This window comes from Sphingomonas glacialis (assembly GCF_014653575.1).
Lineage (GTDB): Bacteria > Pseudomonadota > Alphaproteobacteria > Sphingomonadales > Sphingomonadaceae > Sphingomonas > Sphingomonas glacialis.
This window is the reverse complement of record NZ_BNAQ01000004.1, coordinates 150,896-165,204: the sequence shown is the minus strand read 5'-3', so window position 1 is coordinate 165,204 and position 14,309 is coordinate 150,896. Positions and strand designations below refer to the sequence as shown.

19 protein-coding genes and 1 tRNA gene are annotated in these 14,309 nt (G+C 65.2%); 9 read left to right on the top strand and 11 right to left on the bottom strand.

Features of this window, described 5'->3' with window-relative positions:
* Position 1 precedes the first annotated feature (1 nt).
* The 6 genes from IE187_RS14155 (at position 2) to IE187_RS14130 (ending at position 4,890) form a co-directional block, all read left to right on the top strand.
* A complete protein-coding gene (locus IE187_RS14155) occupies positions 2-883 on the top strand; it encodes a CsgG/HfaB family protein (protein WP_189676776.1) in 882 nt (293 codons plus the stop codon).
* Positions 880-1,941 carry a hypothetical protein gene (locus IE187_RS14150; protein ID WP_189676775.1) on the top strand — a complete coding sequence of 354 codons (1,062 nt, stop codon included), beginning with the start codon at positions 880-882 and terminating at the stop codon, positions 1,939-1,941. Before IE187_RS14155 ends, IE187_RS14150 begins: the two co-directional genes overlap by 4 nt.
* Before the next feature lie 61 nt (positions 1,942-2,002).
* A complete protein-coding gene (locus IE187_RS14145) occupies positions 2,003-2,383 on the top strand; it encodes a response regulator (protein WP_189676774.1) in 381 nt (126 codons plus the stop codon).
* A complete protein-coding gene (locus IE187_RS14140; RefSeq protein ID WP_133187159.1) occupies positions 2,367-3,140 on the top strand; it encodes a YaiO family outer membrane beta-barrel protein in 774 nt (257 codons plus the stop codon). Before IE187_RS14145 ends, IE187_RS14140 begins: the two co-directional genes overlap by 17 nt.
* 14 nt (positions 3,141-3,154) lie before the next feature.
* Entirely contained in the window at positions 3,155-3,499 is a 345-nt protein-coding gene (locus tag IE187_RS14135; RefSeq protein ID WP_189676773.1) for a hypothetical protein, read from the top strand.
* The gene (locus tag IE187_RS14130; protein ID WP_189676772.1) at positions 3,496-4,890 is read left to right on the top strand and encodes a glycosyltransferase family 2 protein; all 1,395 of its coding nucleotides are present in this window, start codon (positions 3,496-3,498) and stop codon (positions 4,888-4,890) included. Before IE187_RS14135 ends, IE187_RS14130 begins: the two co-directional genes overlap by 4 nt.
* Positions 4,891-5,281: 391 nt before the next feature.
* On the opposite strand, the gene IE187_RS14125 is transcribed toward IE187_RS14130, so the two are convergent.
* Positions 5,282-5,356: transfer RNA gene (locus IE187_RS14125), tRNA-Gln, on the bottom strand.
* 59 nt (positions 5,357-5,415) lie between these two features.
* Positions 5,416-6,549, bottom strand: a complete 1,134-nt coding sequence (locus IE187_RS14120; protein WP_229839417.1) for a branched-chain amino acid aminotransferase — start codon at positions 6,547-6,549, stop codon at positions 5,416-5,418.
* Positions 6,550-6,617: 68 nt separating this feature from the next.
* Here IE187_RS14120 and IE187_RS14115 point away from each other — a divergent pair, with 68 nt between their 5' ends.
* Positions 6,618-7,106, top strand: a complete 489-nt coding sequence (locus IE187_RS14115) for a MarR family winged helix-turn-helix transcriptional regulator (RefSeq protein ID WP_133187121.1) — start codon at positions 6,618-6,620, stop codon at positions 7,104-7,106.
* A 21-nt stretch (positions 7,107-7,127) separates the two neighbouring features.
* On the opposite strand, the gene proC is transcribed toward IE187_RS14115, so the two are convergent.
* From proC to IE187_RS14085, 6 genes are all read right to left on the bottom strand, one after another.
* Complete coding sequence (gene proC, locus IE187_RS14110) at positions 7,128-7,907, bottom strand: pyrroline-5-carboxylate reductase (protein WP_189676951.1); 780 nt, start codon at positions 7,905-7,907, stop codon at positions 7,128-7,130.
* A 17-nt stretch (positions 7,908-7,924) separates the two neighbouring features.
* Positions 7,925-8,425 (bottom strand): type III secretion system chaperone family protein, encoded by a 501-nt coding sequence (locus IE187_RS14105; protein WP_133191897.1) that lies wholly within the window; start codon positions 8,423-8,425, stop codon positions 7,925-7,927.
* 105 nt (positions 8,426-8,530) lie between these two features.
* Complete coding sequence (locus tag IE187_RS14100; protein ID WP_133187119.1) at positions 8,531-8,797, bottom strand: accessory factor UbiK family protein; 267 nt, start codon at positions 8,795-8,797, stop codon at positions 8,531-8,533.
* Positions 8,798-8,817: 20 nt separating this feature from the next.
* The gene (locus IE187_RS14095; protein ID WP_189676771.1) at positions 8,818-9,375 is read right to left on the bottom strand and encodes a TspO/MBR family protein; all 558 of its coding nucleotides are present in this window, start codon (positions 9,373-9,375) and stop codon (positions 8,818-8,820) included.
* 97 nt (positions 9,376-9,472) lie between these two features.
* Entirely contained in the window at positions 9,473-10,225 is a 753-nt protein-coding gene (locus IE187_RS14090) for a TlyA family RNA methyltransferase (RefSeq protein WP_189676770.1), read from the bottom strand.
* Between the two features lie 255 nt (positions 10,226-10,480).
* A complete protein-coding gene (locus IE187_RS14085; protein ID WP_189676769.1) occupies positions 10,481-11,188 on the bottom strand; it encodes a Crp/Fnr family transcriptional regulator in 708 nt (235 codons plus the stop codon).
* Positions 11,189-11,254: 66 nt separating this feature from the next.
* Here IE187_RS14085 and IE187_RS14080 point away from each other — a divergent pair, with 66 nt between their 5' ends.
* Together IE187_RS14080 and IE187_RS14075 are read left to right on the top strand one after the other, a co-directional pair.
* Positions 11,255-11,434 carry a hypothetical protein gene (locus IE187_RS14080; RefSeq protein ID WP_133187111.1) on the top strand — a complete coding sequence of 60 codons (180 nt, stop codon included), beginning with the start codon at positions 11,255-11,257 and terminating at the stop codon, positions 11,432-11,434.
* A 53-nt stretch (positions 11,435-11,487) separates the two neighbouring features.
* Positions 11,488-11,694, top strand: coding sequence for a hypothetical protein (locus IE187_RS14075; protein ID WP_133187109.1), 207 nt, complete (start codon positions 11,488-11,490; stop codon positions 11,692-11,694).
* 22 nt (positions 11,695-11,716) lie between these two features.
* Here the strand turns inward: IE187_RS14075 and IE187_RS14070 are convergent, their stop codons facing one another.
* From IE187_RS14070 to IE187_RS14060, 3 genes are all read right to left on the bottom strand, one after another.
* Positions 11,717-12,355, bottom strand: coding sequence for a hypothetical protein (locus IE187_RS14070; RefSeq protein ID WP_229839416.1), 639 nt, complete (start codon positions 12,353-12,355; stop codon positions 11,717-11,719).
* A 213-nt stretch (positions 12,356-12,568) separates the two neighbouring features.
* Entirely contained in the window at positions 12,569-12,910 is a 342-nt protein-coding gene (locus tag IE187_RS14065) for a DNA primase (protein ID WP_133187105.1), read from the bottom strand.
* Positions 12,911-13,004: 94 nt separating this feature from the next.
* Positions 13,005-14,234 (bottom strand): multidrug effflux MFS transporter, encoded by a 1,230-nt coding sequence (locus IE187_RS14060; protein ID WP_189676767.1) that lies wholly within the window; start codon positions 14,232-14,234, stop codon positions 13,005-13,007.
* Positions 14,235-14,309 lie beyond the last annotated feature (75 nt).

Below are 14,309 nucleotides of genomic sequence, written 5' to 3'. Positions count from 1 at the left end.
CATGAACATCGCTGTCAAACGGCTTCAGGCCGTCGCCCTTCTTGCAACCGCCTCCGCGCTTGGCGCGTGCACGACGATGGCGCCCCCGCCCCCGCGGTATGTCACCCCGCTCAGCGGCGCGCAGGTCATCGATGATGACACCGCCTATTCGCCGCTGCTGCGGTGCCTGGCCGCGACCTCTGCCAATTCGGTCCGTCCGCGGATCGCCGTGGGCGAGGTGGCGGATTATACCGGGCGGCTCGACGGGCTGAACGGCACCGTCGCCCCGCAGGGTGCGGCGCTGATGGTCATGTCGGCCATCTCCAAGGCCGGATTCCCGCTCGCCGAGCGCCTCGACCTGCGGATCGCGCGGCAGGAGCTCGATTACGCCAATAGCAAGTTGCTCGGGCCCGATGGCAAGCCGACCGACGCCTATCGCCGGATCTATTCCGGGTCGATCGCCGAAGCGGACATGATCGTCCTCGGCGGGATCACCGAGCTCGATTTCAACATCCAGAGCGATGTGGCCGAAATTTCGATCGGACCGGTCGGTGGTGGCGCACGCTCCTACGTCATGTCGGTCGGCGTCGATCTTCGCTTGATCGATGCGCGCAGCCTGCGGGTGATCAAGGTCATCAGCCTGCAAAAGCAGATCCGCGGCCGCGAACTGCGCGCCGGCATTTTTAAATTTATCGGCAACACAACCCTGGATCTCGGCGTCGGAAGGCGCCGCCAGGAGCCGGTGCACGGAGCAATCCGGGCGATCATCGAAAAAGCGGTGATCGACCTGATCGCGGGGCAGCGCGGGGCCAATGCGCCCGAGTGCCCCTCTAACGTCCCGACGGTGTCGTACATCGCCGGGTCTCGCCCACAACAAGGTGTTTCAACAGGAGAGAAGAAATGACGAAGTTCAATTTGCTTGCATCGGCTTGCCTTGCCTTTCTCGCGGCGACGCCGGCAATGGCGCAGGTCACCCTGCCGACCCCAACCCCAACTCCTACGCCGAGCCTGCCGGTCCCCACGCCGGGTCTGCTGAACGTCAATGTCGACCTGTCGACCGGTCAGGCGCTCGGCAACCAGTCGGTGCTGAACGCGATTGCCAATGTCGGTGGTCCGTCGCTGGTCGGCGTCTATCTCGACCTGCTCAAGGGCGCGACGTCGGGTGGCAATACCCAGTTGCTCAATCCGTCGATCCTCGACGCCCTGAACACCGTCGGCGGTCCCAGCCTGGTGAGCTCGTTCAAATCGCTGATCGGGTCGACCGCGCGCAACGTCGATTATGTCAACGGGCAGATCAACGCGGCAAACCAGGCCTCGACCGCAAACGTCCTCGCCGCCACGACGACGACGCTCACCGCCACCGCAGCGTCGATCGGCAACAGCTACTCGATGAACGCAGCGGCCCGCGCCGTTGCCGATGTGACCCAGGGCAATACCGGCACCGGCACCAGCACGCTGAACAGCGCGCTGAACACCGTGACCACCGCCACCCAGACTGCAGCCTCGATCGGCAACTCGGCGTCCTTCACGTCGCCCGCATCGGTGCTGGATCTGTCGATCGACCAAAACAATAGCGGTGCGCAGACGGCAACGCTGGTCACCGTGGCGAATGCGGTAACGAGCGCCACGTCGACCGCCGCTGCGCTCGGCAACTCGCTTTCGGTCGAGATGCCCGGCGGCAGCGTCATCGCGGCTGCACAGCGCAACTCCGGCACGGTCATTGCGGATCTGGCGGGCACCGTCAGCAACGCGGTCACCTCCACCGGGACCGCTGCGGCGATCGGCAATTCGTACTCGCTCAACAGCTTGAACAGCGGGCTCGCGGGCAATGTCGGCAGCTCGGCCAACCAGTGGAACAACGCCGGGCAGATAGCAAAGATCGGTGCCTCGCTCGCCACCACGACCTCGGCCGCAGTCACCGCCGCTGCAATCGGCAACAGCGTGAGCATCAACGTCAAATAATGCGGTTCCCCACACCGCGCCAACCCGCGGTGTGGGGAATGCTTTTCAGAGGGGATTTGCCATGAGCCTGATTCATATTTCTGAAAATGACCCGTTGGTGAGCACTGTGCTGTGCCAACGGCTCAGTGCGCACGGGCATACCATCGTCATGACACCCGACGGTGAGTCGTGCCTGCGCGCGCTGCAATGGACGCGCCCCGATCTGGTCATCGCGGACGCGCGGCTCGCCGACATGACCTCGATGGAGTGGCTGGACGCGCTCAACACACGCGGCTTCGGACAATTGCCCAAGATCATGCTGTTCCAGCCGGGCGCGATCCGCGATCGAGTCAGGATCGCCCGGGCAGGTCTGGCTGCCTGCCTTTCCAAGCCGGTGAACTTGGAGAACCTGCTCAGGCAAGTGTTCCTCAGCCTGGACACGCGTCATGCGGCGGCAGCCTGATCACGGTCTTTTGCTCGCGGCTGTCCTGATGGCCGCGGGCGCGACCCCCGCAGCCGCGCGAGAGCCCGCGTCGTGGCAGGCCGATCTCGACGCGGGCGTATCGATCCTCCCCGGGCGCGACACTCAGTGGTCTGACTTCGCGATCTCGCTCGGGCGGGTCGGCCCCGAAACTGTCACTGCGGCGCAGATTCAGCGCGCGCGCCGCTTCGGCCGGAGCGAATATCTGATCGGCGCGCGCCATGAGCACCGGATCGACGATGCGCTCGACCTGTATGGTGGCTTTGCGATCGGCACCGGTAACCGGTTCTTGCCAGACTGGCGGGTCGATGCCGGGCTCTCACAACGCGTCAGTCGTACCGCTGCGCACACCGACTTGCTACGGTTCGGCGCGGGGATCGCGCGCTACGGGCAGGGAACGGTCATCACGCTGATGCCCGGCGCGATGCGATATTTTGCGTCGCGCAATGCCTTTATCGGGATCGACGCGATCGCCGTGGACGCGCCCGACGCGCGGTGGCGCTTCGGTGCCCGCGGCCAGGCCGGGTTCGACCTCAACCGCCGCCTGGCCGCCCGCGCGTGGCTCGGCATCGCACCGGAAACCGAACGCGGCCGAACGGAAATCGTACGGAGCGCAGCGCTCGGCCTGATCGTCTCCGGTGCCCGACGCCGCAGTTTCCGACTGACACTCGCTGGTGAAAATCGCGCAATCGGTCCGGACCGAGTGACGGTCTCGATCGGCATCACACAAGCATTTTGATAGGGAGAGATACCATGATCGTGAGCTCGGTACTCTGGAACTGGGCAGGTTTCCTGATTCTGCTCGGCCTCGTGTTCGTTACGGTCTCGATCATCGGCCGCCGCATTGGCGACGCCCGACGCCGAAACGCCGCCGATGTCGCCGCCGTCCGGATAGCCTTGTTGATCGGTGGGCTCACCGACGCGGGCACCCTTCCACCGCGGCCGTCCCAGAAGGAGCGTCTGGGATGGATTAACGCCGCGCGCGACCTGGGTGACGTTATCGACGGACCTGATCGCAAACGCCTCGAACAAATTTTCACGCGCTGGATGGGCGACGCGCAGCGGAACGCCCCGGATCGCCAAGGAGCGCCATCATGACCGAGCCAAGCCTGATCTTTTGGGCGGAGTGCGTCGCCTGGGCCGTTTTGATCAGCGGGATGGTTCACGCCGCGCTGTACGCCTTCCTGCTGCTCGTGGCAGCGACCGGCTTTTTCGAGCGGACCAGTGAGCGCGATTCGACTCGGCTCGCGCGCAAGCAGGATGCCGATCTGCCCACCGTGTCGATCATCGCGCCGGCTTTTAACGAGGTGGAGACCGTGGTTGACTCGGTCCGGGCGCTGCTGCGCCAGCACTATCGCGATTATGACGTGATCGTCGTCAATGACGGCTCGACCGACGCCACGCTGGAAGTGTTGCTCGACGCGTTCGATCTTCATCGCCGTGTCGACCAGGTGCCGACGCACCCCCTGATCCGCGCTGTCTTCGTCTCCGACGTCTATGGTCTTACCGTCATCGACAAAGCAAACGGCGGCAAAGGGGATGCGCTCAATGCTGGCATCTCTATTGCCACCAGCAAATTATTTTGTGCGATCGATGTCGATTCCGTGCTGGAGCCCGACGCTCTGTTACGCGCGGTCCGTCCGTTTCTGGACGACAGCCGGACCGTAGCCGTGGCGGGAACCGTCCGCGTCGGCAACGGCTGTCCGATGCGCAAGGGACACGTGCTGCATGCCGAATTGCCGAGGCAGCTTCTTCCCCTGATCCAGACGGTCGAATATCTGCGCGCCTTCCTCATCGCGCGCTATGCCTGGAGCAGGCTTGGTGCTCTGATGATCGTTTCGGGAGCGTTCGGAGTGTTCGACCGCGAACGCGTGCTGGCAGCCGGTGGCTACCGCACCGACACCGTCGGCGAGGATGCCGAACTCATCGTCCGGCTTCACCGGATTGGGCGAGACGAAAAACGGCCGGCGCTCATTCGCTTCGTGCCGGAGCCGGTGTGCTGGACGCAAGCGCCGACACGGCTTCGGGATTTGAGTACGCAACGGCGTCGGTGGCAACGTGGCGCGCTGGAAACGATCAGCCTGCACCGTCAGATGATCATAAACCCGCGCTACGGAAATGCTGGGTGGCTCGGCCTGGGCTCGATGGCATTGATCGACGTGCTCAGCCCCGCATTGGAGGTCGCCGGTTATCTCGCAGCCTTTGTTCTCGCGGTACTGGGGGCGATTTCCTGGAGCATCTTCTTCGCGCTGTTCGCCGTCGTATCCGCGTTTGGTTTCCTGCTGAGCGCGGCGGCAATTGCGCTCGAGGAGGTCGAAATTCGGCGCTTCAGCGACCGCTCCGCTTCGCTCCAATTGCTTGGCGCGGCGTTCATCGAGAATTTCGGGTATCGCCAGATCAGTAACCTGTGGCGCCTTCACGGCTGCTGGGATCACCTCCGCAAACACCGCGGATGGGGCCAGATGACACGGGCGCCATTTGCGACATGACGAAGCGAATGCGGTTCAGTCTCGGCGCGAGTAGGAGCGTGGATCCGCGTGGTGTAATCGGGTGGTCGCCAGGTCGATGCACTGGCCTGTGAGAGTCCTACGAAGCCGCGCCACGATCGGTTCGTACGGTAGGCGGCGAAAGACAGCGGGCGGCAACGTTGCCGACTGCCGAGCTACGGAACAGCAGCGGTTATCTGGGCGTCAGGAGCGCGACCCTGGCGTCCGAGGCCACCAAGGGTCGGCACGGCGACGCTAGGCGTTGGTTGGCAACGGCATAGGGGCTCTGCAACGGTTCCCTGATACAGCGTCTTGGTGCAGTGCCGGCCCAGCCGAGCGTTTTGCTGACTGGAACCACGGTTTTCTGCCGTTCCCCGTATCTGTAACAGGTAATTGGCTGGGGCGGCAGGGTTCGAACCTGCGAATGGCGGCATCAAAAGCCGCTGCCTTACCACTTGGCGACGCCCCAATCCGGGAGGGCGGTGCTTTAGGCGGTGAATCCGAGCTTGGAAAGCCCGGATTCGCACGTCACAGCACGCGCTCGAGCCAATTGTGCGGATCGGGCGCGGTGCCGCGCTGCAGATCGATCAGCGCCTGACGCAAACGCACCGTGGTTTGGCCCGGGCCACCGCTGCCGATCCGGAAATCGCCGTCGCGCATTTTCATCGTGCCGATCGGCGTAACGACCGCCGCGGTACCGCAAGCAAACGCCTCGACCAGCCGTCCACTCCCGGCATCCGCGCGGCACTGCTCGATCGCATACGGCGCCTCGCGCACGTCCAGCCCCATATCGCGCGCAAGGATCATCAGCGAATCGCGCGTGATGCCGGGTAGGATCGTACCGGTCAGCGGCGGCGTCGCGATGCTGCCGTCGTCGAACACGAAGAAGATGTTCATCCCCCCCAGTTCCTCGATCCAGCGCCGCTCGATCGCGTCGAGGAACAGCACTTGGTCGCAGCCGTGCCGCGTCGCCTCGGCCTGTGCGATCAGGCTCGACGCATAATTGCCGCCGCACTTCGCCGCGCCAGTTCCGCCGGGTGCAGCGCGCGTATAGTCCTGCGTCACCCACAGCGTGACCGCCGGCGCGCCGCCCTTGAAATAGGCACCGACCGACGAAGCGATCACGGCGTAGAGATATTCGGTCGATGGCTTCACGCCGAGGAACACCTCGCTCGCGATCATGAACGGCCGCAGGTATAGCGCGCCGCCGTCGATCTCGGGGATCCAGCCAGCTTCCTGGCGGACCAGCGCGCGGACCGATTCGACGAACAGCGCCTCGGGCAACGGGATCATCGCCATCCGCTCGGCCGAGCGGCGAAAGCGAGCGGCGTTCTCGAACGGGCGGAACAGCGCTGCGCCACCGTCAGGCAAGCGATACGCCTTCATCCCCTCGAAAATCTCCTGCGCATAGTGCAGCACCGCCGATGCGCTATCCATCTGGAACGGCGCGCGCGCGACGATCTTGGCATCGTGCCAGCCGTCGCGCTCATTGTAGCGGATAGTGACCATGTGATCGGTAAAGACACGGCCGAAGCCGGGATCGACCAACATCGCACTGCGCTCGTCGAGCGGGATCGGCGTTGCATGCGGTTCGATCGCGAAGACGGGGGCCGAGGTTGCGTCCGAAGGAAGGCTGTGCGCGTCGAGACGATTTTGCTGCATGGAATGCGACATTCTGTTACAATTTGGGGATTGAAGGCGTGTACGGGGTGCGCCAAAGGCGGTCAACAATGGCCACCGCAATCGCCTCCGCCTCACCGCTATTCCTGCGCGAACCCGAAATCCGGCGCGGGATCGAGCTGATGTATTTCGCACAGAGCACGCTTGCGCGCACGACCGAAACCCGCCTTGCGGCGATCGGCCTCGGGCGGGCGCATCATCGCGCGATCTATTTCATCGCACGGCATCCCGATCTCACCGTCAGTGCGCTGCTCGGGCTGCTCGGGATCACCAAGCAATCGCTCGGCCGCGTGCTCAACGAACTGGTCGACCGCGCGATGGTCGAGACGCGCGTCGGCGAACGTGACCGCCGCCAACGGCTGTTGCGGCTCACCCCCGAAGGCGCCGCACTCGAGACCGAACTGTTCGAGACGGTACGCCAACATTGGGCCTCGGCCTATGCGCGCGCCGGGCAGCAATCGGTGTCGGGGTTCTGGTCGGTGCTCGAGGGCATGATCGGCGAGGACGACCTGTCGCGCCTCTCCGGACTGCGCGGCTAAGCACCCCCGACGCGGCGTCGCTTATCCGCGCGCCGCGGCCGCCATTTCGGCGTTACGTCGTGTCGATGCCGCGATCGTTTCCGTAAGCAATGCCTTCAGCGCGTCGCGCTCATCGAGCACGTCGAGCCCGCGACGAGTCGAGCCGCCCGGACTTGCGACGTGCTCGGCAAGCGCTCCCGGCGCGATCTCGGCCGCTGCGGCGAGCAGCGCCGACCCCTCGACGGTCGCGAGCGCGAGGCGCTCGGCCTGCGCCGCAGGCAAACCATTGGCGACGCCAGCCGCCGCAAGCGCATCGATAAAGCGGTAGAGAAACGCCGGCCCGCTGCCGGCAAGCGCGGTCACCGCGTCGAACTGCGCCGGATCGACCCATTCGACCAGCCCGAGCGGCGCCATCAGCGCGAACACGTCTGCTCGCACGGCATCGTCGCGGCTCGACGACTCGAGCGCGACCACGCCCTTGCCGATCGCGACAGGGAGATTGGGCATCGCGCGGACGATGGTCTGAGCCTTGAACCGCGCCGCCAGCGCCGATTCCTCGACCCCCGCTAGGATCGACACGAGCACCGGCACGCCAGCAAGACGCTCCGCGTAAAGGCTCGCAACATCATCGATCTGCTGCGGCTTCATCGCGAGAATGACAGCGTCGGGCAAATCGCCACCAGGAAGGTCGCGCGCCTGCCGCACGCCATCCGGCAATAGGCGGTCAGCGCGGTTGACGACATCAATCTGGTCGCCGGCGAGCACGCCGCTCGCAATCCAGCGGCGCAGCATCGCGCCGCCCATATTGCCGCACCCGATCATCCAGACGCGACCGAGCGTCACGCTTCGCCTTGCGTCTCGGTCATTGCCGCGGCGAGCGCTTCCTTGGGGGTCTTGCCGCCCCACAGGACGAACTGGAACACCGGATAGAAGCGTTCGCACTCGTCGATCGCGCTTTCGACGAGCAACTCGGCGGCGCCGAGCGACATCGTGCCGCCCTCGCCCTCGATCATTGCAGCGTGGCGATAAAGCAGGATCCCGCTCGACGACCACAATTCGAAATGCCCGACCCAGAGCTGTTCGTTGATCAGCCCGATCGCCTCGTAGATCGCACTGCGCCGGTCATCCGCGACGCGAATGTCGGGGAAAGCGAGGAACTGGATGACGCTGTCTTCCTCGCGCCACAGCGCGCGAAGCTCGTACTGCGTCCAGCTGCCCTTGACCTTGGCGATGACTTCGTCGTCCTGCCGCTCATGCTCCCAGCCGTGCGCTGCAAAATAGCTTTCGAGCATGTCGATCGGTGCGGCATCGTCGCGGTCGAAATCGGCTTCATCGAGCATCACAACACGTCTCCCGCACCCGCATTACAGGATGTAGGGGCCCCGCAACAGGCAACGCACTGGCCCGAGGGCCCAAGCGCCGAGAAATCTGTGGAAAAGATCAGATCAGCCTTCCGCCTTTGGCGCCGTAGCGAGCTTGGCCTCGAGCGCATCGAGCCGGGCGCGCAAGGCATCGGCATCGTCGCGGGCTGCCGCCGCCATCGCCTTGACCGCGTCGAACTCGTCGCGCGAGACGAAATCGAGCCCGCCGATCCACTCCTTGGCGCGCGCGCGTGCGCCGGCTTCGGCTTCACGCCCCACGCCTGCCAGCGTCCCGGCTGCGCCGTTGAGGAGCTTGGCGAAGTCGTCGAAAATCTTGTTGTCGGATTGCATGAGACGAAAATCCAGTCGCGTTAGATCTTGATGATTTGGGTGGTGGACGACGACGGCGCAAGGGTTTCCGCGCCAGGGTTCAAGTCCATGATCCCGTAATTGAGGTAGAAGGCAACAACCAGCCACGCAAGATAGGGCACCAGCAGGACCGCCGCGAGCGGGCGGATCCGCGCGAAGACGAACGCCATTGCGAGCGTCAATGCGAACATCGCGACGACGATGCCGAGCGCGACGGTCACTTGATGCATCCCGAAGAAAATCGGCGACCAAGTGAGGTTGACCGCCAGTTGCACCACGAACAGCAGGATGGCGAGCGTACGCAGCCGCGCGCCGCGCGCATACAGGATCATCGCCAGCGCGAGCCCGAGCAGGATGTAGATCAGCGTCCAGGCGACCGGAAAGGCCCAGTCGGGCGGGGTCAGCCGCGGCTTCACCAACGCACCATACCAGGCGTTCTGCGATCCGCCTGGCGCCAGTCGCGCGGCGGTGAAGCCAAGCAGCAGGACGAGCGGCACCGTCACCACTGCCCAGCGCAGGAACGCCAGCCGCAATTGTTGCTTCGATGCGATCTCTCTCAAGCCCTACGCCCTTCCCGCCTCGATTGCGCCGCACCGATCCCCGACGTGACGGCCAATCCGGCCATATACGAGATTCTGCCGCATGTAGCTGCTAATTTCAGGGCATTGCGGGCGGAATGTCCCGCGTTGCAGCAATCAGGAATTCGACATTACCCTCGGGGCCCGTGATCGGGCTCTCGACGATCGTTGCGACCGACCACCCCTGCGTGACGACCCACGCCGCCACTTCATCGCAGACGCGCACATGGATCGCGGGGTCGCGGACCACCCCGCCCTTGCCGACCTCGCCACGCCCGGCCTCGAATTGCGGTTTGATCAGCGCAAGGAGCTTTGCCGCGGGCTTGGCGAAACGCAACGGCGTTTCCAGCACCTTGGCAAGGCCGATAAAGCTCGCGTCGCAGACGATCAGGTCGACCGCCTCGGGGATGTGCACCTCGGTCAAAATCCGCGCGCTGGTCTGTTCGTGCGCCACGACGCGTGGGTCCTGCCGCAATTTCCAGGCGAGCTGGTTGGTGCCGCTGTCGACCGCGTAGACCCGCATCGCACCGCGTTGCAGCAAGACGTCGGTAAAGCCACCCGTCGACGAGCCGACATCGATCGCCACCGCCCCCGTGACATCCCAACCGACGGTATCGAGGCCATGCGCGAGCTTGATCCCGCCGCGCGAGACCCAGGGATGATCGCGCCCGCGCACGTCGAGCAGCACATCATCGGCAAGCGCTTGCCCCGGCTTGTCGATCTTGCGCTCGCCGGCAAAGACCAGGCCGGCCATGATCAGCGCCTGCGCGCGGGTCTTGCTCTCGGCGAGGCCGCGATCGACGAGGAGTTGGTCTGCACGAAGCTTGGGCATTCCCGCTTCCAACGCGAAGTCGCCGCCGACCGCAAGGGGCATCCGAGTCGGAGCGCGCCGGAGACGCGTGATCGCCACCACCCGATGTGCCCGATCCGGTCCATCGCAGGCCGCTGTCGTTTCGGCGCAAGCCCATTGCCGATCGGATCAGTAGAGATAGCTTTTGCAACAGGGCGTGGCCGCGCGGCGTCCCCCTAGAGCACGGGCGGCCACGTCTCCGATCCTGATCGCTACCGTGCCGCTGCGACGCCCGATTTAATCGAAGAACAGATACGCCGGATCGAACTTCGCGAAGTGCCGCAACGCGTCCCAGTCGAGGATCTCGACCTCGCCCTGTCGGAACGCGACCATCCCGCGTTCGCGCAACTGCCGCAGCATCCGGTTGGCATGGACCGCGGTCAGACCGGTCGCATCGGCCAGATCGACTTGCGTCAGCGGGAGCGGGAACGTCGTCGTCTCGGCCTGCCCGATCCGCTTGAGCCGCGTATACATCTCGCAGAACAGGTGCGCGAGCCGGATCGCCGCGCTGCGCGCGCCGATCGAGACGATCCATTCGCGGTTGATCGCCGCGTCGATCAGCGTCGAGCGCCACAGCAATTCGGTGAGCGACGCCGATTCCGTGGTCAGCGCGCGGACGTCGGCATGCGGGAACAGCGCGACGCGCACATCGGTGAGGGCTGCGACCGAATGCTCGAGCCGCTTGAGCGGATACGAATGCAAGTCGACGAAATCGCCCGGAATGTGGATCGCCAGGATCTGTCGCCGCCCCTCGGGCGTGTCCTTGTAGCGTTCGACAAAGCCTTCGAGCAGCAGCGTGCATTGCGTCAGCGGGGTCTGCTGGCGCACGATGATCTGCTTGGGGCTATAGGTCGCGGTCCGCACGACCGCCTGCTCGAGCGCGGCGCGCTCTTCGGCGGTAATCGTTGGAACACGATGGGTTTTCAGAAACAGATCGGTATACATGGCCCCCTCCGCGGCGCGGGAACATGCGCTGGATGTTTGCGTTTTGTCCAGTCATGGAGACGCGATGTGGCCCGATTACCGTATGACGATCCGATCGAGGCCGCCGCCGAGCATGGCGAAGTGATCCTCGATGGCCCCGACGGGCTCGCAGCGTCGCTAACCCCCACCGCCGCGCGCCGATCGGCCAGAAAGCTCGCCAAGGCGGCCGAGACCGCCGAACGCGACCCCGCCGCCGAAACGCCATAGCCGCGCGCCGGGGTTTTGCGGCGCGTTAACCCGACTGGCGTACACGTTCGGCGATGCCGTTCCGCAAAATCTTCCTGAGTCGATGGAGCGCCTTGTTGTGGGCGGCGGGTATCCTGTGGACCGCGATCGATACGGTCGGGTTCGGTCCTCCGGCAAACCGGGCGGCGACGATGGCGAACGCGTCGGACGATACCGATGCGGCGGGCGTGGCGGTGAACGCGGACGATCTGGCCACACTGGCCAACGCCATGAAGTCCTGAGCGCGCCCAGACCTTGCCGCCGTTAGCGCTTCGGCGCCGGCTTCAAATCGATCGACTGGATGCGCCACGTGCGCTGCGCCGTGGTTGCGCCATCGATATCGCCGCTGCGATGCAACGTGGCCGAGCCGATCTCGTACACCGGGGTTCCACCGCGCTTCAGCCGCGCATAGATCTGGACCGGCACCGTGACATAGCGTTGACCGGCCCCCGCATCGATCGCGCCGGGCGCACCGACATTGGCGTGATATTCACTGTAGCCGTTAAAACCTTCCGCAAAAGCGGCCGCGTCTGCCTTCGGCTCGCGCAGCGCGAGCGCCTGCGCGTACTTCCGTTCGCCGAGGAACGCGTAATAGGTCTGCACGACGTTGGCCGCACCTTGCGCGCTGTCCGGGGTGAAGGGGGCTTCGGAAACCGGCGTCCGGTCGTCGGGCAGTCCGCCCGGCGTTCCCGGCGCCGGCGGATCGAGCGGCGTGCGTTCGGCGCTGTTGCTCCCGGTGGCGGCTGTCACATCGTTTTCGGTTACCGCGTCGGGTTCGGCGATCTCGACCGGCGCGTCCGCGTTATAGGCATCGACGCTTTGCTGCGCGCGGACCGCCGCCGCGTTGACGTCGATGCTATTGGTCTGGCTGGGGGATGTCCCGGAACACGCCGCGACGAACACGAGCGGCAGAGATACGGTCAGCAAACGCTTCATCACTGGTACTCGTCAAACACAAGAGGGTCGGGCCCGATAAACGGCGCACCCGGTTGCCCGTTCCTCCCGCCCCGTCGCAAAACGGCGAAGCGTGCCAGACACCGGGCATCAGACCCACCCGGGATACAGCCTCAAGAGGCCGCGGACGGGGCCGCCGATCGGCCCGTCCGCGGCACCCCGTCACGGCCGCAAGGCGGCGTCGTCTCGATCGCTCAACTCGTCGTCATCGTCGGCGGTGTTGCCGTCGAGCTCGTCCTGGACGTCGTCTTCGTCCTCATCGTCGTCGCTCTCATCGGCATCGGGGTCTTCCTCGCCGACTTCATCGTCTTCCATTTCGAGATCGTCGTCATCGTCGTCGCGCGTCCCGATATCGGGGGCGATATCGGTCAGCAGCGTGCCGTCGCTCGGCCCGTCGCGGGTTACTTCCAGAATTTCCGCGCGCTGGCTCTCGTCATAGCCTTCTTCGTCGAAACCGTCGTCGCCCGTGCCCTCGCCGGGTACCTGATGTCCACCGATGCTCATCTTCGCTCTCCCGACGCTCCCGCAGGATGCGGGATCGTTTCATCAGCGAACCGTGCAAGCGGGCAACGGTTCCGGCTTTGCCGATTAAACTGCGTCAACTGGGGCGAAATAACCGCCCGCGCTCTACGATCGCTGCGATCACGATACCCGATACGCCCGCCACCAGAAACCCCAGATGGAGCGGCACCGTCGTCCCGTCGAAGCTGCGGCCGATCGCCCAGCCGACGATCGCGCCCATCGTGATGCCGAAGAACCCCTGCACGCTCGACGCGACACCGGCGATCGACCTCATATTCTCCATCGCCATCGCCGACATGTTCGAGGTGGCGAGGCCAAAGCATGCCATCGTGATCGCTTGCAGCAGCACGAAGACGAGCAGCGGTTCGTCGCCGAACCAGCCGACCACCGCGCCGGTGCCCGACGACAGGATCATCACCACCAATGCGGTCTGCGAAATGCGGCGCATCCCGAGCGTCATCACGATCCGCGAGTTGAGCAGATTGGCGACCGCCATCGTTCCCGCCGAGGCCGCGAACACGCCGCCGAGCCATTCGGGGCGGTGGAAGACGCGCTCCATGATCGGCTGGATCGACCCGAGATAGCCGAAGATCGCGCCCTGCGCGATCAGCGCGGCGATCGTGTAGCCGACCGAATAGCGGTCCGACAGCGTCTGCCGCCAGCCCGCCAGCGTCGTCTTGATCGACAGCGGCGATCTGTTTTCGGGGCGCAGCGTCTCGGGCATGCGCAAGACGAACCAGATCAGGCACAGCAATGCGCCGCCTGCGATCACCTCGAAGATCAGCCGCCACGATCCGATCAGCAGGATCCCCTGCCCGATGCTCGGCGCGACGATCGGCACCGCCATGAACACCATGAAGGCAAGGCTCGTCACCTGCGCCATTGCGCGCCCCGAAAAGCAATCGCGGATCAGCGCGATCGTCACCACGCGGCTCGCGGCAATCGCGAGCCCGCTGAGGAAGCGCACGATCAGCAGCAGCGGGAAGCTGTTCGCCAGCCCGGCACACAGATTGCCGATGATGAAGAGAATCAGCCCGACGATCAGCACCGGGCGCCGGCCATAGCGATCGGTCAGCGGACCGTGGATCAGCTGACCGATCCCGAGCCCGATCACGAACACCGTGATGATCAGCGGCGCATCGACGATCGCATCGACGCCGAGCCGGCGGGCGATATCGGGCTGGGCGGGCAGCATCGTGTCGATACCGAGCGACGCGAGCGCGATCAGCGACGCGATCAGGGGGACGAACTCGACCAGCCGCAGCGGGGGCGAGTCCATCATCGGGCGTTGCGGGGAAACAGACATGCCGCGCGCAATGCCCGAGTCGGCCGCGCTGGTCACCCCGCAAAGCGTGCAGCTGGTCCGCACGTCGTTGCAACC

Coding starts and splice junctions, on each gene's coding strand:
- IE187_RS14155 (WP_189676776.1), top strand. CDS start 2: ATGAACATCGCTGTCAAACGGCTTCAGGCCGTCGCCCTTCTTGCAACC.
- IE187_RS14130 (WP_189676772.1), top strand. CDS start 3,496: ATGACCGAGCCAAGCCTGATCTTTTGGGCGGAGTGCGTCGCCTGGGCC.
- IE187_RS14075 (WP_133187109.1), top strand. CDS start 11,488: ATGCCGTTCCGCAAAATCTTCCTGAGTCGATGGAGCGCCTTGTTGTGG.
- IE187_RS14090 (WP_189676770.1), bottom strand. CDS start 10,225: ATGCCCAAGCTTCGTGCAGACCAACTCCTCGTCGATCGCGGCCTCGCC.
- IE187_RS14140 (WP_133187159.1), top strand. CDS start 2,367: ATGCGGCGGCAGCCTGATCACGGTCTTTTGCTCGCGGCTGTCCTGATG.
- IE187_RS14115 (WP_133187121.1), top strand. CDS start 6,618: ATGGCCACCGCAATCGCCTCCGCCTCACCGCTATTCCTGCGCGAACCC.
- IE187_RS14100 (WP_133187119.1), bottom strand. CDS start 8,797: ATGCAATCCGACAACAAGATTTTCGACGACTTCGCCAAGCTCCTCAAC.
- IE187_RS14085 (WP_189676769.1), bottom strand. CDS start 11,188: ATGTATACCGATCTGTTTCTGAAAACCCATCGTGTTCCAACGATTACC.
- IE187_RS14120 (WP_229839417.1), bottom strand. CDS start 6,549: ATGCAGCAAAATCGTCTCGACGCGCACAGCCTTCCTTCGGACGCAACC.
- IE187_RS14150 (WP_189676775.1), top strand. CDS start 880: ATGACGAAGTTCAATTTGCTTGCATCGGCTTGCCTTGCCTTTCTCGCG.
- IE187_RS14135 (WP_189676773.1), top strand. CDS start 3,155: ATGATCGTGAGCTCGGTACTCTGGAACTGGGCAGGTTTCCTGATTCTG.
- IE187_RS14145 (WP_189676774.1), top strand. CDS start 2,003: ATGAGCCTGATTCATATTTCTGAAAATGACCCGTTGGTGAGCACTGTG.
- IE187_RS14060 (WP_189676767.1), bottom strand. CDS start 14,234: ATGTCTGTTTCCCCGCAACGCCCGATGATGGACTCGCCCCCGCTGCGG.
- proC (WP_189676951.1), bottom strand. CDS start 7,907: ATGATCGGGTGCGGCAATATGGGCGGCGCGATGCTGCGCCGCTGGATT.
- IE187_RS14065 (WP_133187105.1), bottom strand. CDS start 12,910: ATGAGCATCGGTGGACATCAGGTACCCGGCGAGGGCACGGGCGACGAC.
- IE187_RS14105 (WP_133191897.1), bottom strand. CDS start 8,425: ATGCTCGATGAAGCCGATTTCGACCGCGACGATGCCGCACCGATCGAC.